The 20,544-nt window shown below is 30.0% G+C and carries 17 protein-coding genes and 1 riboswitch; of the genes, 15 read left to right on the top strand and 2 right to left on the bottom strand.

Translation table 11 applies throughout. From position 1 onward, the window contains the following. The first annotated feature begins 100 nt into the window (after window positions 1-100). The 3 genes from QO263_RS17290 (at window position 101) to QO263_RS17280 (ending at window position 4,332) form a co-directional block, all read left to right on the top strand. Window positions 101-775, top strand: a complete 675-nt coding sequence (locus QO263_RS17290; RefSeq protein ID WP_285624161.1) for a CPBP family intramembrane glutamic endopeptidase — start codon at window positions 101-103, stop codon at window positions 773-775. Between the two features lie 373 nt (window positions 776-1,148). Beyond that, window positions 1,149-2,237: a C39 family peptidase gene (locus QO263_RS17285; protein ID WP_285624160.1), complete on the top strand. Its 1,089-nt coding sequence runs from the start codon at window positions 1,149-1,151 to the stop codon at window positions 2,235-2,237. Between the two features lie 295 nt (window positions 2,238-2,532). Next, window positions 2,533-4,332, top strand: a complete 1,800-nt coding sequence (locus QO263_RS17280; protein ID WP_285624158.1) for a MutS-related protein — start codon at window positions 2,533-2,535, stop codon at window positions 4,330-4,332. Between the two features lie 96 nt (window positions 4,333-4,428). Here the strand turns inward: QO263_RS17280 and QO263_RS17275 are convergent, their stop codons facing one another. Both QO263_RS17275 and QO263_RS17270 read right to left on the bottom strand, forming a co-directional pair. Continuing rightward, complete coding sequence (locus QO263_RS17275) at window positions 4,429-4,977, bottom strand: DUF2087 domain-containing protein (protein ID WP_285624156.1); 549 nt, start codon at window positions 4,975-4,977, stop codon at window positions 4,429-4,431. Then, window positions 4,978-5,361: a hypothetical protein gene (locus tag QO263_RS17270; protein ID WP_285624155.1), complete on the bottom strand. Its 384-nt coding sequence runs from the start codon at window positions 5,359-5,361 to the stop codon at window positions 4,978-4,980. It abuts the gene before it with no gap. Window positions 5,362-5,545: 184 nt separating this feature from the next. On the opposite strand from QO263_RS17270, the gene QO263_RS17265 reads away from it, so the two are divergent. The 12 genes from QO263_RS17265 (at window position 5,546) to cbiB (ending at window position 20,522) form a co-directional block, all read left to right on the top strand. Then, window positions 5,546-6,547, top strand: coding sequence for an aminopeptidase (locus QO263_RS17265; RefSeq protein WP_285624153.1), 1,002 nt, complete (start codon window positions 5,546-5,548; stop codon window positions 6,545-6,547). Between the two features lie 78 nt (window positions 6,548-6,625). Continuing rightward, window positions 6,626-8,731 (top strand): S-layer homology domain-containing protein, encoded by a 2,106-nt coding sequence (locus QO263_RS17260; protein ID WP_285624151.1) that lies wholly within the window; start codon window positions 6,626-6,628, stop codon window positions 8,729-8,731. A gap of 253 nt (window positions 8,732-8,984) precedes the next feature. After that, on the top strand, window positions 8,985-10,817 hold the full coding sequence (locus QO263_RS17255) for an LTA synthase family protein (protein ID WP_285624148.1): 1,833 nt from the start codon (window positions 8,985-8,987) through the stop codon (window positions 10,815-10,817). Between the two features lie 391 nt (window positions 10,818-11,208). Then, window positions 11,209-12,723, top strand: coding sequence for a hypothetical protein (locus tag QO263_RS17250; RefSeq protein WP_285624147.1), 1,515 nt, complete (start codon window positions 11,209-11,211; stop codon window positions 12,721-12,723). Window positions 12,724-13,302: 579 nt separating this feature from the next. Beyond that, window positions 13,303-14,577, top strand: a complete 1,275-nt coding sequence (locus QO263_RS17245; RefSeq protein ID WP_285624146.1) for an ATP-binding protein — start codon at window positions 13,303-13,305, stop codon at window positions 14,575-14,577. Between the two features lie 353 nt (window positions 14,578-14,930). Continuing rightward, a complete protein-coding gene (locus QO263_RS17240; protein ID WP_285624144.1) occupies window positions 14,931-15,335 on the top strand; it encodes a VOC family protein in 405 nt (134 codons plus the stop codon). Window positions 15,336-15,371: 36 nt separating this feature from the next. Further along, the gene (locus tag QO263_RS17235; protein ID WP_285624142.1) at window positions 15,372-15,941 is read left to right on the top strand and encodes a hypothetical protein; all 570 of its coding nucleotides are present in this window, start codon (window positions 15,372-15,374) and stop codon (window positions 15,939-15,941) included. A 316-nt stretch (window positions 15,942-16,257) separates the two neighbouring features. Beyond that, a complete protein-coding gene (locus QO263_RS17230; RefSeq protein WP_285624140.1) occupies window positions 16,258-16,746 on the top strand; it encodes an RNA polymerase sigma factor in 489 nt (162 codons plus the stop codon). After that, the gene (locus tag QO263_RS17225) at window positions 16,739-17,452 is read left to right on the top strand and encodes an anti-sigma factor (RefSeq protein ID WP_285624137.1); all 714 of its coding nucleotides are present in this window, start codon (window positions 16,739-16,741) and stop codon (window positions 17,450-17,452) included. Before QO263_RS17230 ends, QO263_RS17225 begins: the two co-directional genes overlap by 8 nt. Before the next feature lie 295 nt (window positions 17,453-17,747). Further along, a complete protein-coding gene (locus QO263_RS17220; RefSeq protein ID WP_285624135.1) occupies window positions 17,748-18,122 on the top strand; it encodes a LapA family protein in 375 nt (124 codons plus the stop codon). Window positions 18,123-18,216: 94 nt separating this feature from the next. Next, window positions 18,217-18,398, top strand: a riboswitch (cobalamin riboswitch). Between the two features lie 269 nt (window positions 18,399-18,667). Then, window positions 18,668-19,573, top strand: a complete 906-nt coding sequence (locus QO263_RS17215; protein WP_285624133.1) for a cobyric acid synthase — start codon at window positions 18,668-18,670, stop codon at window positions 19,571-19,573. Continuing rightward, entirely contained in the window at window positions 19,566-20,522 is a 957-nt protein-coding gene (gene cbiB / locus QO263_RS17210) for an adenosylcobinamide-phosphate synthase CbiB (RefSeq protein ID WP_285624131.1), read from the top strand. The genes QO263_RS17215 and cbiB overlap by 8 nt, the downstream gene beginning before the upstream one ends. Window positions 20,523-20,544 lie beyond the last annotated feature (22 nt).

Below are 20,544 nucleotides of genomic sequence, written 5' to 3'. Positions count from 1 at the left end.
CATTTAAAAATAATAGGATGTTGAAGAATAATAGAAGAGTTGATAATATTAAAATAAGTGTCAATTGTATAGTGTTTGAAATTAGAAAAGAAGGTGAATCATGAGGAATAAAAGTAAAAAGTATATAATTATTTCATCTATTATAGCCTGCATTATACTTTATTTTATTGAGCAAGTACTGGTTATGAGCTACTTAGTAAAAATTCTATGTAAAATAATTTTCTTCACTGTCCTCCCCTATATTTATGTTCGTTTAATAAAAAGATCTCCAGTGTCAGATAAAATTAAAATCAATAAAAAAGATTTGTATTTAGGAGCAGGGCTAGGGGTGGCTTGTTTTATAGTTCTTATATCAGCTTATTTTTTCCTAAAGGATGCAATAGATTTAAACACGATTGCTAACGAGCTGCAATCTAAATCTAAGGTAAGCTCGAATAACTTCCTTTTGGTAGCTTTTTATATAACCTTCGTTAATTCATTCCTAGAGGAATTCTTCTTTAGAGGATTTATATTTCTGAATTTATATGAACTTGGCTTCAAAAAGCTGGCATATATTTTTTCATCAGCTTTATTTGCTTTATATCATATAGGAATTTTCAAAAATTGGTTTAATCCGTGGCTAATAATATTAGCCATATTTGGCCTAGTTTCAGTAGGATTTATTTTCGATTATATAGACACAAAATCCAAGAATTTTATTAATTCATGGATAGTTCATATATTAGCAGATGCAGCTATTATGCTGATTGGAATGAGAATGTTTAAAATACTATGATTTATAATATATACCATAAAAAATAGACTGAAAGCTTTCAGTCTATTTTTTATAACAGTACAAATAACCAAAAGACAGTAATAAGAGAACGCTGCTAGTAAACAGCTAAAATCTTACTATAAACTTAAGAATATATTAAGGAAGTTTTAATATATGAAATAGAGTGGAAAGATATAATTGTATTAAGGCAAATAAATTAATAGGAGGAATTACAAAAAGATATAAAAAAAGAATGTATGAAGAAAACATAAAAGCTTTTAAGGATATGATAGAAGGTAATTAGATATGTAATAGTGAACAAAATAAATGCCAATGATTCACAGTACTTTATAATAAATACTGGGAGTCATTGGCTACCTATGAGGTGATAGACGTGAATTTTGCAAGAGATCTAGAAAAGTTAAGATTAGAAAATAACTTGTCACAGGAACAATTTGCAAATAAAATAGGAGTATCAAAGCAGAAAGTTATTCAGTGGGAACTAGGGCAATCACAGCCGAAAATGCAAGATTATATTGCAATAGGTGATGCTTTTCATGTGAATGTAGATTATTTGCTTAACAGTAGGAATGATTATGCTTTAACTAGGCAAACTAGACAAAGAAGAAAAGCTAAAAGCAGAAAAAAACCAATAATACGCTTAATACTGCTTGCATTGCTTCTACTTATTGTTTACGTAATATGTTCTAAAATATGGTTATACTTTACTAACTTAAATGCCAATAAAAAAGAAAGTATTGAGAATATGGTAGATTATACTGAAGAACAAAAAATATATGTTTCACAGCTTTCTCAGATGTCAGAAGATGTAAAGAAAATAGACTTTATTATTGACAACATCAATGAATATCCTACAGAAATACTAGATTTATTGATTAAAAATCCTGAAACAATTGATTTCATTTCAGATTATTTGAATCGTCAAAGCTATGAAGGAGAAATTGATATCTCAGATGATTATGAAAAAGGAAAGATACCATTATTTTTACAATGGGATAAAAGGTGGGGCTATAGGCAATATGGTGATAATATGATTGCGATAAATGGATGCGGGCCAGTTTGCTTATCTATGGTAGCTGTTGGGTTAACAGGTGATACTACGCTAAATCCTAAAGTAATAGCAGATTATAGTCAAAAGGAAGGTTTTTATGAAGATGAAGCAGGAACAAGCTGGTTATTAATGTCTAAAGGGATAAAGGGTTTTGGATTAAAGTCATCGGAAATAATCTTAAGTGAAGCAGCAATTACTAAAGAATTAAAAAATGGAAGACCAATTATAGCTTCAGTAAGAGCAGGTGATTTTACAACTATTGGACATTTTATAGTATTAAGGGGAATAACTTCAGATGGAAAACTTCTAATTCATGATCCTAATAGCATAGAAAGAAGCAATAAAGAATGGGATTTACAAGTTGTGATGCCACAGATACGAAATTTATGGTCATTCTCTAAAGCTAAGTAAGAAATTTTGCATTCTATTGCCTTCATTTATTTTAGCTATTCATATGATTGCGAAATTTGAATAATGAAGAAAATTATATTTATAGATTCCTCCTATGTACACAAAAAAATTTGCATAAAATGATTATAAAAGATATATATACTTTATAGATTGATAACGTTGAATATTTGAAGAAAGAGTATTTAAAGTCATGCAATTGTGATAAACTAGATAAGTATAAGCTAACTAGCGCAACCGATTAAATTAAAGATTAATGAAATATTTAAAATGCTATATGATGGGATGAGGATTTTTCATGATTAGAGATAAGTTTATTATGAGAATACAAAAGCATAATGAAATCATTGAACAATACAATAAAAAATCCAGTTTAATCAGTACTGCTAGGATTATAACCTTTGTAGTAATTATATGTGCTCTATATGCTGTTTTCAAAGTCAGCTTTACCAAGAACTATTTAATTTCAGTATGTGTCCTATGTATACTGTTTATCTGCTTAATAATATATCATAATGCAATTAAAGATAAGTTAAATTTCTCAAGAGGAATCATAGATATAAATAACAGATATTTAGCTAGAATCGATGGAAGTTGGATTGACTTTAATGATGCTGGAGAAGAATTTGTAGATAGAAAGCATAGATATTCATTCGACTTAGACATAGTAGGGCAAGGCTCTTTATTTCAACTTATTAATATAACTAATACTTGGCATGGAAGGGCAAGACTAACTAATACTTTATTACAAGCCCAATATGATGAGGGCGAAATAGCATTAAGACAGCAAGCAATAAAAGAATTAAGCGAAAAGCTAGATTTTTGTCAAAGCCTAGAATACATATCAGGTAAACATAAGGAAAAGCTTCAAAGCCCAGAAAAAGTGATTAAATATGCTGAAAGTGAAGAAACCTCAATAAGATCTAAAACGATTAAGCAATTAATTCATATTATGCCCATAATATTTACTCCACTATCTTTTGCAATCATAATATTTAAAATTGAAAATATGTATATGCTGTCTGCAGCATTAATCTTCTTTCAATATATAATGTGGCTAATAGGTTTTTCAAAAAACAGTAGAACTATGAATACAGTGGGAGATTTTAAATATAATTTAGAGACCTATAAAAACATATTAGAGCTAATAGAAAAAGAGAATTTTAAATCTAAAAAACTAAATGATATAAAAAAGGTGTTGTTCAATGAAAAATATTCATCTATGTTAGTAATAAAAGAATTAGATAAAATTTCAGAAAAAATTAATATTAGACACAGTCCCATCCCATATTTTATACTAAATGGGTTACTATTATGGGATTATGAATGTGTTTTTTCATTAGAATATTGGAAAAACAAGTATGGATTAGAAGTTAAGAAATGGATTGAAGCCATAGGAGAAATAGAATCTCTTATGAGTCTAAGTGTTTTGCTACATGTAGATGAAAATAATTCTTTCCCAACTATTGATAACTCTAAGTTAAGTGTAAGGGCTACATCCTTAGGCCATCCCTTAATAAATAGTAAAGAAAGAGTATTGAATAATATAAGCTTGGATGACAATATTTTTATTATTACTGGATCAAATATGTCTGGCAAAACCACTTTTTTAAGAACAATAGGTATTAATCTAGTATTAGCATATAGTGGTGCACCTGTATATGCTACTAAAATGTCATGTGCAATAATGAATATATTTACATGTATGAGAGTTACAGATGATTTGAAAAACGGTATATCAACTTTTTATGCAGAGCTTCTTAGAATTAAAGAAATAATCAATTATGCGGAAAAGGATAGAAAGCTGATTTTTCTTATTGATGAGATTTTTAGAGGAACGAACTCTAAAGATAGGATACTCGGTGCTAAAAATGTTTTAGCAAATCTTAATGAATTAGGAACAATAGGAGCCATAACAACCCATGATTTAGAGCTATGTACATTAGATAAACATGATCGTATAGTGAATTATAATTTTTCTGAACAGTACAGAAACAATAAAATATATTTTGGCTATAAAATCAGGGAAGGTAAATCTACATCAACAAATGCAAAATATTTAATGAAATTAGTAGGCATTAAAATATTAGAGGACTAGGAAGATCCTCTTTAGCTTTATCTAGAGGTGATTTTATGAAAAGGGGGAAAATTCCCCCTTAAGCTAATTTCAGTCTGTTAAATATCGTTGAATGAGCTAAACATCTATTTTTCTTTTGTATATTCCATCTTTTCTTTCCATAAGGCCAAACCCTATTAAATCTCTCCTTATTGTGCAAAAATCATCATGGAAATCAGATATTATAAGATTGACTTCTTTTTCCGTATAATTCCTGTTTTCTTCAAAGCTTTCTACTATTTTCTCTAGTACAATTTGCTTCTTTTTATTTTGTACCGGTATTTCTTTTAATTTATCATATTGAAAGAAAGATTTTATAACTCCATCTCTGTATTTTTTCTCTCTTTGTTCTAATATATCTTCTTCTTTTCTGTTATCTTTTATCAAATCTTTAAGATTTAGAGAAAATATCTCTTCATTTAAGCTGTAGATTGTATAATACTGTTCCTTCTCAGAAGAAACTATATCAGCATCCATTAGTTTTTTTAGATGAAAGGATACAGTTGAAGTAGACAGATCAAGTCTTTCTGCTAATAATTCCACATACATAGGCTCTATCATTAGACTATTTATTATCTTTAGCCTTGAACTGTCAGATAAACATTTAAATATTTTTATTGAGTTCAATCACATCACTCCTTGCTCAGTGCTTTGGCTATAATATTCTAAAAACTTAGATTTTAGCTCATCTGCTTCTTGAATTTTAATGCTTTCTATTATGATTTCTTGTTCTCTATCAAATTCTATAGCTTTAAGTTTATTTATTTGCCAAGGACTAGATATTTTATCTAAATAACTTAAATACTTTTCTTTAGAAGCTTCGCAATTATTAGAGATACTAATGTTAAATATTTTAGAGAAAATTTCAACTATGTTGAGTTTTATTTTTTCTAAAATAGCCTCATCTATACGTTCTTCTTCATGTAAATTTTCAATAAGAGCTTTTAAATTTGCTTGCCTTTCATCTAAGAAAAGAAGATAAGCTTCTTTCAGCCAATTTGCATCCTTCATATCGTACATCCTCCTAATATTTTATATTATTATTCTACATCATTTCATATAGTATTTCAATAGTTATATAATTAAATAGTCAAGATTTATTTCTATATAAACCAAAATAGATTGCATTTTTGAATTCCATATGTTAATATTAATTCGATACATACAGAAACAGAAAATAATAGGAGGAGATATTATGGATTTTATAGACGTAATTTCAAATATTTGCGAAGGATTTCCATTTGAAAAAGGAGATTTTGTTTTATTGAATTTTTGGGGAGATAATGAAGATTTAGAGGTTTTGGATCTGATCTCGGAAAACCTAAGCAGAAAAGGAATAATTCCCTTTAAACATCATTGCTCAAGAAATTTTTTTGAAAAGGTAGTTCTTAATTTAATAAGAAATGAAGAAAATATTTCTAGTGGATATTTTGAGGTATTATCTTCTTTTAAAAATGCAGTGGATATATTCATGTATCCTCCAAGCTTTCCAGAAGGAATACTAGAAGAAGATATCCCCATGTTCAAAAAAAGTCTAGCTGGATTATTTAAAGCATTGACTGATAATAAGGAGTATTATATACAGCTAAATATGCCTACAGAAATAAATGCTGATAATGCAGGTATTGAGTATAGCCTTTATAAAGATATACTATGCAATGCCCTATCTGTAGATTTTAAAGAATTAAAAAAAGTCTGCAAAGATAAAATTGAAGCTCTTAAAGGCAAGAAAAGCATAGAGATAGTTACTGGAAAAGAATATTCATTGAAGCTAGATATTAGTAACAGACAATGGCACGCAGATGATGGATGTGGTGATTTCCCTCCAGGAGAAATCTATATAGCACCTATAGAAGGCAATAGTCATGGGAAATTGCTTATTCCACAAATCATTTTTAGAGGACAAAACTATGAGAATGTACATATGACTTTTAAGGATGGCAGTCTTGTTAAATGCTCATCAGAACAGCTTGAGAATTTTTTACTCTCCTTACCGGATAATCATAGAATTCTATGTGAGTTTGGTATTGGACTTAATCCTAAGATTAAAGATTTAACTGGTCATAGTTTATTTGATGAAAAAGCGCTAGGAACTTATCATATAGCACTAGGAATGAATAATCTATTTGGCGGAAAAAACGAATGTCCATTCCATATGGATTTTGTATTTAATTGCGATAAGGTTATTTTTAAATAGTTTTTTCTATGATATGGAACTTTCCCTTTTATTAATGCGTCTTAAATATAATCATTAGAATAAATAGGAGGGTTTAGCGTGAAAAGGAGTATAAGTCTAATTTTAGCATTATTTATGTTGTTTACTTTTGTTATGCCTGTTAGCGCTCTTGAAGGGTATGATAAAGAGTTGGAAAATGTCATCAAAAAAGCAAAAACATTATTTAACATCACTAGTGATTATGATAAGTTCGAATATCAAATTAACAGTTATTCTGGGACAGTAGAGTATTATTTAAGATGGTATGATAGTACTGAAAAAGCAGGGGATCTGCAGGTAACTATTGATTCTGACGGCATGGTAAGGGATTACTATAAATATAACTATAATTTAGAAAGAGGCAACGATACTCTGCCTAAAGTTAGTAAAGAAGAAGGATTAGAGAAAGCAAATAATTTTCTCAAGAAGGTAGTTCCTGAAGTAGTAGATAAGGTAATGTATATAGAGAGCAACGAGCCCTTAAATGTTTATGATAGAACGTATTATTATAACTATTATAGAATAGAAAATGGAGTACCTTTCTACCAAAACCGTATATATGTAAATGTAGACAATATGACAGGAGAAGTACAGAGCTTTAACTGTTATTGGGATAAGAATATTAAATTTGATAGTAAGGATGGCATAATAGGGTTAGAAGATGCAAAAAAAGCTTATGCTGAAAAAATAGGCCTAAAATTAGTATATAAGCTTGAGCGCAGGAATAGAGAGCTTACTCCGTATATAGTTTATACAAGTTTAAATAATGATAAAGAAATTGACGCAAAAACTGGAGAGCCAACAAGCTTTAATTATTATATAGGATATGGAAATGATGATGTAGCAGATAAAGAAATGGCTGCAGATAATGTAGCAGGTAGCGTAAGCCTTTCTCCTGAAGAGTTAGAAGCAGTGTCAAAAGCTAAAGATATAATTAGCAAAGAGGAAGCGGAAAAGGTTGCAAGACAAATATTACAAATAGACGATGAATATAAATTAAACAATATAAATCTATATTCTCAATGGTATAACAAAGATGATTTTATGTGGAGTATGAGTTTTTCTCATAAAGAAGAAAACCATATTAACATATCTGTAGATGCAAAAAATAAAGATATTAAAAGCTTCTACAAGTATGTTCCTTACTCAGAAAAAGCAGTAGCTAAATACGATAGAGAGGAATTGCAAAAGAAGGCTGAAGAATTTATAAAGAAAGTGCAAAAAGATAAGTTTAATTCAGTAGAACTTATAGATATAAATGAGCCAATAGTTAGGCCTTTATCAGAAGAAATGCCAAGACAGCAGTACTTCACATTTATTAGAAAGGTAGGCAATGCTTATTTCCAAGGAAATGGTTTTGACCTAAATATGGATGCGGTGACAGGGGAAATTACAAACTATAACTACAACTGGTACAAAGGTCAGCTTCCGTCAACTGATAAAGCAATCAATTTAGATAAGGCATATGATATTTTATATAACAAAATAGGCATGGAGCTTCAATATGCAAAGGATTACGTAATATATGATGAACAAGAAAAAGAAGAAAATAATGCTAAACTCATTTATGCTATTAAAAAGGATAAACCATTGAATATAGATGCTTTTACAGGAGAACTTTTATATGGATTAAATAGACCATATAAGGACAATACTGTTTCTCAATATAGCGATATTGAAGATAGCTATGCAAAGATGCAAATAGAGACATTAGCAAAGTATGGAGTATCATTCTCAGGTGATAAATTTAATCCTAAAGCAAATATAAAACAAAAGGAATTTCTATACTTGATATTAAAAGCTAAAAACTCTTATTATGATGTTTCAGATGAAGACAAAGATTTTATTGAAAAACTATATAAGTATTTAATTAACGAAAAGATAATACAAGAAAACGAGAAATCACCTGAATCAACAATTACAAAGGAAGAGGCAGCAAAGTATGTTGTGAGGGCATTAGGATATGAAAAAGTAGCAAATTTAAAAGATATTTACAAGCTAAGCTTTAAAGATGCAGATAAGATATCTTCAGAGCTTATAGGGTATGTTGCCATAGCATCAGGCTTGGGAGTAGTTGAAGGAGATAATGATATCTTTAATCCTAAAACTAATATGACAAAAGAACAAGCAGCAGTTGTGGTATATAACCTGCTAAGTATAAAATAGGCTACGCATCATCTGTGGAATGAACTAGTCTTTTCCACGACAAAAATAGGGTACATTGAGAGACGGATTAATCCGTCTCTTGTTTTTTTAGGCTCTAGAGGCTTTTTTACAACATAAATTTTGGCTTTATGTGGTGTTCTACTTTTTACTATTACATAAAAGGCAAAAAAAGTGTATAATTAATTGTGAAGTAATTTTATAGTTATTTGCTACTATATTATAAAATCACTTTTAGTTTGGAGGACAATAACTTATGATTAAAAATATTTTTCAGTTTAAAAACAAATTTCTAGAGAAGCTATTTACCATATTTGTTTTATTTGCATTAAGCTTTTTTATAATGTCTGTGACATTTATATTTTCTAGCTCAACATGGAACATGCCAATGTTTTTGAGTTACTTTAAAAGTATAAAATTAATACTAATGAATTTAGTTCCAATCTTTTTATTTATGTCTTTTGTTTATATTATTTCTAATAGGTTGTGGGTAGGCTTTCTTTCATCTTGGCTGCTATTTGTCACTATGTCTATAGTCAATAGATTTAAGCTTACCTTTAGAGATGATCCCTTTTCTTTTATAGATATAAAGCTAATAAAAGAATCTATGGAGATGAAAGGTAAATATGAGATTCAATTAACCCGAAATATGGTTATTTTAATAGTAGGACTAATTATTATAACAGTAATACTAAAGATGTTTTTAAACTATAAAATTACATCCAGAAAAATAAGACTATATTCTTTAACATTTGTTTGTGTATTAAGTATAATTATCTTTGGTAAGCCTTATTTTAATTATGAAACTTATGCTAGCGTAGGCGATAAGTCCATAATTAATGTATGGTCTCAGACTCAACAGTTCCAGTCAAAAGGCTTTGTATATCCTTTTATATACAGTATCCAAGGTGCAAAGGATACAGAGCTTGAAGGATACGATGAGGATAAAGCAATAGAAGAATTGAATAAATATAAGTATAGTGACATCCCTGAAAATAAAAAGATTAATGTTATTGCCGTAATGCTAGAGGCATATAATGATTTCTCAAAGTTTGATGGTGTAGAATTTGGAATAGACCCTTATGAGAACTTTCATCAAATTCAGAAGGAGTCTTTACATGGAAATTTAGTTACAAATATCTTTGCTGGAGGGACAATTGACACAGAAAGAGCATTTGCTACCGGGTTTAATACTCATCCTAATTATATAAAAAATACTAACTCCTTTGTAAGGTATTTCAAGGAGCAAGGATACAGAACAGAAGCCATGCATCCTATTTATGGATGGTTTTATAATAGACGTAACGTGAACGAATATCTAGGTTTTGATTCATTTGATTATTACGAAAATAAATATCAGGCTATACAAGAAGCTTTTTATGAGGATATGGAATTCTTTGATTATATAATAAAAGGATATGAGGATAGCAAGGAAAATAATCAGCCTTATTTTAATTTATCTGTAACATATCAAAATCATGGCCCTTATTCTAATGAAAAATATTCAGACAACCAATTTTTAGCTAAAAAAGATCACTATGATGAAGGAACCTACAATATAATCAATAATTATCTAGCAGGCATATATAAGACAGACTCTGCTATAAAGAAGCTTGTTGATTATTTTAGAAATGAAGAAGAGCCAACAGTAGTAGTGTTTTTTGGAGATCATAACCCATGGCTTGGAGAGGGTGCCACAGGCTATAGTATGCTAGACATAAATCTTGACTTTTCAAGCGAAGAAGGATTTCTAAATTATTACGAAACTCCATATATAATTTGGGGAAATGATGCTGCAAAGCAAGTTGCTGGGAAGGATTTTAGTAGCGAGGGCAAAAACATAAGTCCAAACTTCCTCATGCCTGAGATATTCCAGTACTTTGGATGGGAAGGCAATGAATACATGCAGTTTTTAACGGATTTTAAAGCTAATATTGACGTAGTCAATCAAGTATATTTTAAGGAAAATGGTAAGTATACATCAGAGCTATCACCTGAAAATCAAAAGCTATATGATGATTTCAGAAATATGGAATATTATTATAGCCGTAATTTTCTTCAGGACAAGTCTAAAAAGGATTCAAATTAGTCGGAATTATTCTATGAAGTTTACTAACTTAAAAAAAGTATATTTTAGATTTTCCCTCAGACTTAGGTTTGAGGGATTTTTATATCTAAGCCATGGGGATATAAATGGCTATTTTACTTACTTATAATAGGCAATAACTGTCTTGTAGCTGTTTTATATACAAATTAGTTATAATTTGCATAATATTCAAAATAATGATATGATTAATTCGATTGATGAAGCAAGTAATATAATTGTTTCATCAATTATATTAAAAGAGATAAAATCCCATAGAATAAAATGGTTTACTACTTAAGTGTTACTTTCTATAAGTTAATATATTGAACGATGTTCTAATGAGGATATGATTCAAGGGACAGTAACTATATTAAAAAAAGGGGTCATTTTGTATATGAGAAATATGAAGATATTAATTATAGTCATAATTGCTATATTATGCTTTGTAGGTTGTGCTGTTTTACCAACCAGTAAGGAGTACAGCTATACTATTACAGGAGTTGAGGGCATAACAGATGAACAGGTAAAGGAGATAAAGTCAAAAATAGATAAAGTGTATAAGTACTTTGATGATAAGGGTTATGAGCTTGATGAAGTGAAATTTATCATAGCAAATAATACAAGAATTGATCATCCCAAAAATGAAATAATAATTGACTTTGAAAACATAATTGACTTTGAACTGATGCAGATTATTTTGCAACATGAATTCTCAGATTACCTAAATTATGGACTTATGTATGGTGTAATACATGATATAGCTAAAACCTATGACTTAAAATTTGAGGAAGTTAATAATTATAGTATTGAAGAAATAGAAGAGTATTGGGATTACATGTTCTTATCCTATATTAATTTCACACCTGAGATTGCTTCTGAATCAGAGGTAGAAATAGCAAAATATGTTGCAACAGAATTAGTTAATTATATCTTAGATAAATATGGAGGCGAGTATTTATTTGATTTAATGAAAAAATCATCGGAATCAGTACATGCTAATAAGGTTAGTGAAGTTTTGGATGAATGGATTGAGAATAATGGTGGTGATTTTAAGGATATTAGAATAGTAAATAGAGAAGTTTTTAATCAGAACCCAAAAGATAATACTATTGCTTTTTCTACAGAAAATATTTATTGGGTTTTGTACCTAAATAACAAAGAGTTACTTTCGGATCATTATCCTAATATTCATGATGATACAAAAACATTCTATGATTATATGAATATTTTCTATGAGGAAATATCAAGACTTGAAGAAGTATTGGAATTTGATAGCAGTAAGCTTCCAACTATCACTGTTGAAGTTTATAATGGAATTTATAATGACACTGGCGATAGATTGGTTGGAAAATATGAGAAATATTCCCGTAAAATTAGCCTTGACACAGCATCTTCATTTAGTCACGAATTTGTCCATTTTGTGGATGATTGCTTTAATCGAAAGTTTAAATATACAGCATATGATGAAATGAGAGCAGTATATTATTCTCGTAACTTTCAGCTGGACTATTTCCTGAATTATTGGTATAAAGCTGCCATAGAGAATATTCAAAAAAATGAGCTGATTTTAATCGACCCATTAGCTGAAGTTGAAAAGTATTTAGGAAGAAAGCTCAATCAAGATGATTATCACTTACTTTTTAATGATTTATTGATCCATACATTTATTGAATCTGGAGAAGAGATACCCCAGTTATTTTATGTGAGCGGGTGGACATATCCAACTATTTATTGGATTTCACTGTTTAATTTTATAGATAGGACATATGGAGAAGAAGCTGTTGATACTATTATGTTTGAAGAAAAATTACCTGATGGAACTATGAAGAATATGACAGATACTATAGAGGAATGGAAAATATATATTACCAATTTAACCAAAGATGATTATGGTAACTATTATGATTAAGGTAGTCTATGTTTTTTCATACAGATTGGTACAAAATTTTATTCAAGATTATGAGCATGCTAACTTTGAGCCCTTTGAATTTTTCTGAGTATATTTTAGATTTTCCCTCAGACTTAGGTTTGGGGGATTTTTATATCTAAGCCATGGAATATAAATGGCTATTTTACATGCGAATCGGTGACATGTCCTACGCACAGTTTTCATAATATTCAAAATAATGGTACGATTAATTTAATTGAGTTCTAATGAGGAGATGATTCAAGAGAAAGTGATTATATTAAAAAGGGGTCATTTCGTATATGAGAAATATGAAGATATTAATTATAACCATACTACAATGACACTAGTAGAAAATTTTGACAAATCAATAGATCTGAATTTGCATCCTTAATAAATTTTAAAAAGGCAGAAAGTAATATTTATAAATGAGAACATAAATATCGCCTCTATTGTTATGCAACGATAATCAAGCAATCGCATTAAAGTGAAACGATAAATGCAACAATTCTATGTATCGTTGCAAACAATAAATATTTATGATAAAATTTTGCTATGGATATCAGGGAGGTAGTGTTGTTTATGGGAATGAAAGAAAAATTTAATTTAGAATTTAAAAAAGAGATAACTAAGACATTTTTAAAAACAGTTAGTGCTTATTCAAATTATAATGACGGACAGATTATATTTGGAATAGATGATAGTGGTGATTTGATAGGAATAGACCGTGTAGAAGACGAATGCCTTAGGATAGAGAATATGATAAATGACTCTATAGAACCTGCCCCAAATTTTAAAATAGAAGTGAAAAAAATAGGCGAAAAGACTATTATCGTATTAAATGTTATGAAAGGCAGAGATACACCATATTACTATAAGGGAAAAGCTTATAAGAGATCGGATTCTGCTACTTTAGAGGTGGATAGATTTGAATTAAGAAGATTAGCTATTGAGGGAATAAATATGGATTATGAAGAGGCAGGGTCATCATCTCAAGACTTAGAATTTAATAAATTAGAATTTAAGCTAAAAGAAAAAACAGGAATAAAAAATATAAATTTAGATATTTTAAAGACTTTAGGTCTCTATAATAAAGATGGATATTATAATATTGCTGCAGAACTATTAGCTGACGATAACAATATGGAGTTTTCCGGAATTGATATAGTAAGGTTTGGAAAAGATATCAGCAAAATTCTATATAGGGAAACTATCAATAAAAAATCTTTATTATCTCAATATGATAGAGCCATAGAAATCTTTGAACAATACTATCAATATGAGGAAATAGAAGGGTATATAAGAGTTAAAAAAGAACTAATTCCTAAGGAAGCTTTTAGAGAAGCTCTAGCTAATGCAATAGTTCATAGAATTTGGGATATAAATTCATATATACAAATATCTATGTATGAAGATAGGATAGAGATAATTTCACCCGGAGGATTACCAGAAGGTATTTCTAAAGATGAGTATTTATATGGGAATATTTCAGTATTAAGAAACCCAATAATAGCAGGAGTGTTCTACAGATTAGACATTATAGAAAAGTTCGGAACTGGGATAGCGAGAATAAATAAGGAATATGAAAGAAACCTATCTAAACCAAGCTTTGATATAAGTAGAAATAGCATATGTATGTTATTACCAACTACAAATTTTAATCAATTGGATTTATCAGAAGAAGAGGTGCTTATACTTGATATAGTGAAAGATGAAGTAGAACTTTCAAGGGGAGAAATAGATGAAAAATCAGGATTTAGTAAGTCTAAGACACTTAGGATAATAAATAATCTTGTAGATAAAAACATAATACAAAAACTAGGTAAAGGTCCTGGAACAACTTATAGACTTAAATAAATTTCTATTTACTTATGTTAGGACATATGGAGAAGAAGCTGTTGATACTATTATGTTTGAAGAAAAGCTACCTGATGAAACTATGGAAAATATAACAAATGTTATAGAGGAATGGAAAATATATATTACCAATTTAACCAAAGATGATTATGGTGACTATTATGATTAAGGAAACCCATGTTTTTTCATACAGATTGGTATAAAACTTTGTTCAAGATTATGAGCATGCTAACTTTGAGCTCTTTAATGTAAGATATGAAAACATATTATACATAATGAACTTAGAAATAATAATGTGATGGCTTAAGCATTTTTAATAAAATCATATAAACAGCTGCTTGAGGAGGCGTGTTATGAGCATAAAAATGATGCATCATGTATGTATTCAAACGGAAAAATATGAAGAATCACTTGAATTTTATACTAAGATTTTAGGATTTGAATTAGTTAAAGAAACTGAAAACTTTCATAGACGAGATTTTAATACTTGGTTAAAATTAGGAACATTCATGATTGAATTACAGACTGCTAAAAAGGGGGAAAGGTTAAAACAATGGAGTTCATTAAATGAAGGAATAGTTCATATGTGTTTTTTAGTCCATAACATTCAAGAAGAATTTGACAGGATAAGAAAATTAGGATATAAAAACTTCAAAGTTAAAAATGGAGAAACAATATATAAGGTTGAAGATGGATATTTATTTAAAATTAAAGCTCCAGAAGGTACAGAGATTGAAATAAGGGATTCACAGGTATAGAAATATGGCTTATTATTCGTTCTGGAGGAGAATACTATGAAGACAGTTATTGTTTATCCGCATAAAGGAATAGGAAATATTTTATTTGGAATGACAAGAAAAGAAGTTGAAGAAATTCTTCTTCCTGCTTACTGTAAAGAAGAACCAGAGGGAGAGGGAATTCTAGTACGATATGATGATTACCATATTACCTATATAGAAGATATAGTTTCTGAAATATATATGAATAATCTTGAGAACTATAAAGTTATGTTAAATGATATAGATTTATTTAATACAAAAGCAGAAGATATTTTTGATTCCTTAAAGAAACTTAGTGATTACGATTGTGACTGCGAGGATGAATATCTCAGTTGTACTTATTATTTTAAAGATTTGGGAATGACACTCTGGCGTGAATCCGCTTTTCATCCGAAATTATTGCAGGAGGAGTGGTTTAAAAGATTGATTGCTGTGCAGGAAGAAAATTTAGAATATGAGCAGCAATTTTGGTTTTTCAGTCAGGTTTGTTTGAAGAATACAATGATTCCAGACGAAACTATGGAAAAAGCAAAGTCTTATGTTGAATCTACTAAAGCAAGTTTAATTACAGAAACACCAACATGAGAAGAATTAAAGGAAATTGCATTGAAATATGGGTTATAAGCATTATTCATGTTGATATTTAGGACATATAATAAGAATTATATAGAATTAAACGTTAGATAAACCACATCTTTTTTGAGATGTGGTTTGTTTGATGCTTGAACAGTTATGCTACACAGATCTATTCGATTGGAAATATGATAATAGACTAAAGTACGGTTGTCTATTAATCCTAAGTAGATATATAGTTTAAGAGATAAACAAAATATTTTTCCATAATGTAACGAAATATGTTTTATTAGCACTTATATATGAGGCAGGTGAAAGAGAGTTGAATATGGATCAGATTTATAAAGCATATGCTTTGCCAGTATATAAATATCTTTTAACCCTTGTTAGGGATCCAGGGCTTGCTGAGGAGTTAACTGCAGAAACTTTTTACAGGGCTATGGAAAAGCATAAAGAATTTCGAGGAGAATGCAAAGTTCTTACCTGGCTTTGTCAAATTGGGAAATTTGTATTTTATGAGGAAATAAGAAAAAATGAAAAATATTCGACTATTTTGTTAGAAGAAAAAGATTTACAAAACAATTCAATTTTTATCTCACCTGAAAAGATATTTATGGATAAAGAAGGGCAGGTAGAAATATATAAATCTATGAGAAAGTTAAAAGGAGAAATTCGAGAGTTAATGTATTTGAGAATTTTAGGAGGATTAAGCTTTAAGGAAATAGGAGATATAATGGGTAAAAATGAGACTTGGGCAAGGGTTAATTTCTATAGGGGAAAGACAAAAATTCAAAAGGAGCTGAAAGAAAATGAATAAATGTGAATTAGTATATGATTTATTGCCGAATTATATAAATGAACTGACAAGTCCTTCTACCAATGAATTCATAGAGGAGCATTTAAATGATTGCACCCATTGTAAAGAAGTCTATGAAGCGATGACTAAAGATATTGAAGCTCAGGAGTTTAAAGCAAAGGACAGGATTGATTTCCTGGGAAAAATAAGAAAGTCTTATATAATAAAATTGGCAGTTTCACTGGTCAGTATAATAGCTTTAATGGTTGGGTTGGTCTATTTTGCTAATGAGAAGACTGTTTCTATAGCCAGTGAGCAGGTGACTCTTAAAGGAGTATATAAGCTCAGGGATGGAAAGATTTGCTTTGGTATAGATATAAAGGGTGCTGATGAATCTACAATTTTATCAGAGGGGACAGGAGTATCTTTTCAAGGAGAGTTACAAAAGGATATACAAGATTCTTATTACATTATATCTTTAAAAAAGACTATATTGAAATCCATATTCAGTTCTAAAAACAGCATGAGGACTGAATGGAGAATTATTGATTTAACAAAGGATTTTAAAGAGAAGCCTTCGATTAGATTCTTTGATGGAGGAATTATAATTAGAGATGTGAAAAAGGCTTATTATGAAGGTAAAGATGACAATGATAGAATTTTAATTTGGGAAGAAGGTATGGATATCCCTCTTGCACCTGAAGAAGTCGAGAATCTATTTAAGTAGGGGATTTTATGAGATTTGTTTCTGCTCTATTTTTCACTTGGGTCAACAGACTAATCTAGCAGAGATATTATGACAATTTTAGAGGACGTGAACTATAAAGGGACAACTATTATTCTAGTAACTCATGATATAAATATCGCTTCCTTTGGAGATAAGATAGTTCATATGAAAGATGGAAAAATATAAAAAAGAGATTCTTCATGAAGAATCTCTTTTTTTATTGCGAATTGTGTATTGTGAATTAAAAATGTTATAATTAGTTATGTAGAAAATTACTTACAAGGGAGAGAAATTTATGCAGGTGAAGGTAAACATGGAATTTAAATTTATTGTGTCTTTATTATTTGCTGTTTTAGTTGCTATATTTGCTATTCAAAATGCTGGAAATGTAGAGATTAATTTTTTATTTGCAAAATTTACAGTATCTCAGGCTGTGGTTATATTAGTGTCTGCTATTGTAGGTGCAATAATTGTACTTTTATTAGGTCTTATTAAACAAATAAAGCAAAATATGAAGATTAAGCAGTTGACGAAGGAAGTGACAAAGTTTACAGATGAGAATGCTACGCTTCAAGCTAAGATAGATGAGTTAACTATTAGTATAGAACAAGATAAAATAACAGAAGAAAAAAACAAAGAAGCAGAAAGTAAAGAAGGAAGCCTTTCATAAATTAGAAAGCGTAAGATAAGGGGGATTTCTAGAATTAAAGACCTAATATCATTGACAAAAAAACATTATTCAAATATACTAGAAAGGTAATCAGACAATTAAATAGTTTCAGGGTGCTTCTATAAAGAAGTTAAAAGGGAAAGAGGTTTAAATCCTCTACAGCCCCCGCTACTGTAAACAGGGATGAAATCTTCTATTGTCCACTAGGAAACTGGGAAGGAGAAGAGAGTAAAGTGATCTGTAAGTCAGGAAACCTGCCATGAAACCAGCTACTAACTGTTCCGGAGGGGAGCATGTTAACTTCATTGTATGAAATTAACACATAGGGCGCCCTATGTGTTTTTTTTTATGACCTAACCCGATTGTTTCGGATGCTTTTCCGAAAGAATCGTAGGTAGGTCAAATGCAATGAGAACCAAATTTGCACGACCGTAGGGAGTGAACAAATTTGTGCTTCGAAACTGCAAATGACCTAACCCGATTGTTTCGGATGAATCGTTTCATTTTTTTGACCTACATAAGATTAATTTTAGGGAGGTGATTTAATGGCAAAGAATATTATGTTTCAGGGGACTGCTTCATCAGTTGGTAAAAGTATATTGACTGCAACACTGTGCAGAGTATTAAAACAGGATGGCTGCAATGTAGCTCCCTTTAAATCACAGAATATGTCCTCTAAATCTACTTTAACAAAAAACAATAAAGAAATATCTATAGCGCAGGCTATTCAGGCAGAAGCTGCTATGATAGAGCCAGACGAAAATATGAATCCAATACTATTAAAGCCTATGAGTGATATTGGAAGCTTGGTAGTGCTAAATGGGGAGCCTTATAAAAACATGACTGCTTCAGAATACCATAATGAAAAAACAGAGCTAAAGGGCTTAATAAAAGAAGCATATGATAGGTTAGCTTCATCCTTCGACACAATAGTCATTGAAGGAGCAGGCAGTCCAGCTGAAATCAACCTAAGGGAAAATGACATTGTCAATATGGGTCTAGCAGAATTAGTAGATGCTCCGGTAATTCTTATAGGAGATATAGATAGAGGTGGAGTATTTGCATCAATATATGGGACTATCATGCTGATGTCAGAGGATGAAAAAAATAGAATAAAGGGTTTTATAATAAACAAGTTTAGAGGAGATTTAGAACTATTAAAGCCAGGGATAAAAATGATTGAAGAGCTAGTAAACAAGCCTTGTCTTGGTGTGGTTCCTTATATGAACATAGACCTAGAAGAAGAGGATAGCCTAGTTGTTAAAAATGATTATAATATAGCTCAAAAACCAATTCAGTTATTGAGCATGAAACAAGAGGATGCTAGCTTAAATCTTCAACAAGAATTCAAGGAATTAAGAAACAAAGAATTTGAAAGGCTTGCAGATACATTTAGAAATAATGTTGACATAGAAAAGATTAAAGAAATAATGGGGCTCAAAGATGAGTAATAGTATTATTTTGGTTATATCAATAGCTTTAGATTATGTTTTAGGAGACTCACCAAGCTGGCCTCATCCTGTACGTTTCATAGGAGCAGCTATAAAGAAATATGAAAAGCTTATTAGAAGCTTAAATCTAGATCTAAAGGTAGGCGGCTTTATATTAACAGCAGCTACCATAGTTACTGTCTTAGTAGTGAGTACCGTAGCATTAGTCTTAGCAGAAATGATTCATCCATTGTTGAAGATATTTATAGAAATATATCTTATATATGCACTGTTAGCTGCTAAATGTCTGGATACAGAGACTATGAAAGTATATAAAGCTTTAGAATCAAATGACATGACAAAGAGCAGACAAATGCTGTCTTATCTGGTAGGCAGAGATACTACACATTTAAATTCTGAAGATATAATTAGAGGGGCTATAGAGACAGTAGCTGAAAACACAATTGATGGAGTGCTTGCTCCACTATTTTACTTAGGAATAGGCTTTTGCTTCAATATTCCAGTGCAAGCTATTCTGTTATATAAAACAATAAATACTCTAGACTCCATGGTAGGTTATATTCAGGAGCCTTATACAAAGATAGGCTATGCATCTGCCAAGCTCGATGACATTGCTAATCTTATACCAGCAAGGCTAGGAAGTATATTGATGATACTAGCTGGAATGATTTTGGGTTATAACGGTAAAAAAGGTATGCAGATACTCGTGAGAGATAGACATAATCATAAGAGCCCAAACTGCGGATATCCAGAATCCGCAGTTGCAGGATTGCTTGAAATACAGCTTGGCGGTACGAATACGTATTTTGGACAAAAAGTATATAAGCCAGCTATAGGGGATGCGCACAGGGAATTAAATATATATCATATTAAGGACACCATAAAGATAATGTATGGAGCAGAGCTAGTTACAGCAGTTTTTATGATAATTTTATTGAGTTTTATTTAAATCTACAAGATAGTTAAAAATA

Source organism: Proteiniborus sp. MB09-C3, assembly GCF_030263895.1.
In the GTDB taxonomy this organism is placed as follows: domain Bacteria; phylum Bacillota; class Clostridia; order Tissierellales; family Proteiniboraceae; genus Proteiniborus.
This window is presented reverse-complemented; position numbering and strand designations above follow the sequence as displayed.

Coding starts and splice junctions, on each gene's coding strand:
- QO263_RS17235 (WP_285624142.1), top strand. CDS start 15,372: ATGAAGACAGTTATTGTTTATCCGCATAAAGGAATAGGAAATATTTTA.
- QO263_RS17220 (WP_285624135.1), top strand. CDS start 17,748: ATGCAGGTGAAGGTAAACATGGAATTTAAATTTATTGTGTCTTTATTA.
- QO263_RS17290 (WP_285624161.1), top strand. CDS start 101: ATGAGGAATAAAAGTAAAAAGTATATAATTATTTCATCTATTATAGCC.
- QO263_RS17265 (WP_285624153.1), top strand. CDS start 5,546: ATGGATTTTATAGACGTAATTTCAAATATTTGCGAAGGATTTCCATTT.
- QO263_RS17215 (WP_285624133.1), top strand. CDS start 18,668: ATGGCAAAGAATATTATGTTTCAGGGGACTGCTTCATCAGTTGGTAAA.
- QO263_RS17240 (WP_285624144.1), top strand. CDS start 14,931: ATGAGCATAAAAATGATGCATCATGTATGTATTCAAACGGAAAAATAT.
- QO263_RS17280 (WP_285624158.1), top strand. CDS start 2,533: ATGATTAGAGATAAGTTTATTATGAGAATACAAAAGCATAATGAAATC.
- QO263_RS17250 (WP_285624147.1), top strand. CDS start 11,209: ATGAGAAATATGAAGATATTAATTATAGTCATAATTGCTATATTATGC.
- QO263_RS17230 (WP_285624140.1), top strand. CDS start 16,258: ATGGATCAGATTTATAAAGCATATGCTTTGCCAGTATATAAATATCTT.
- QO263_RS17225 (WP_285624137.1), top strand. CDS start 16,739: ATGAATAAATGTGAATTAGTATATGATTTATTGCCGAATTATATAAAT.
- QO263_RS17255 (WP_285624148.1), top strand. CDS start 8,985: ATGATTAAAAATATTTTTCAGTTTAAAAACAAATTTCTAGAGAAGCTA.
- QO263_RS17245 (WP_285624146.1), top strand. CDS start 13,303: ATGGGAATGAAAGAAAAATTTAATTTAGAATTTAAAAAAGAGATAACT.
- QO263_RS17270 (WP_285624155.1), bottom strand. CDS start 5,361: ATGAAGGATGCAAATTGGCTGAAAGAAGCTTATCTTCTTTTCTTAGAT.
- cbiB (WP_285624131.1), top strand. CDS start 19,566: ATGAGTAATAGTATTATTTTGGTTATATCAATAGCTTTAGATTATGTT.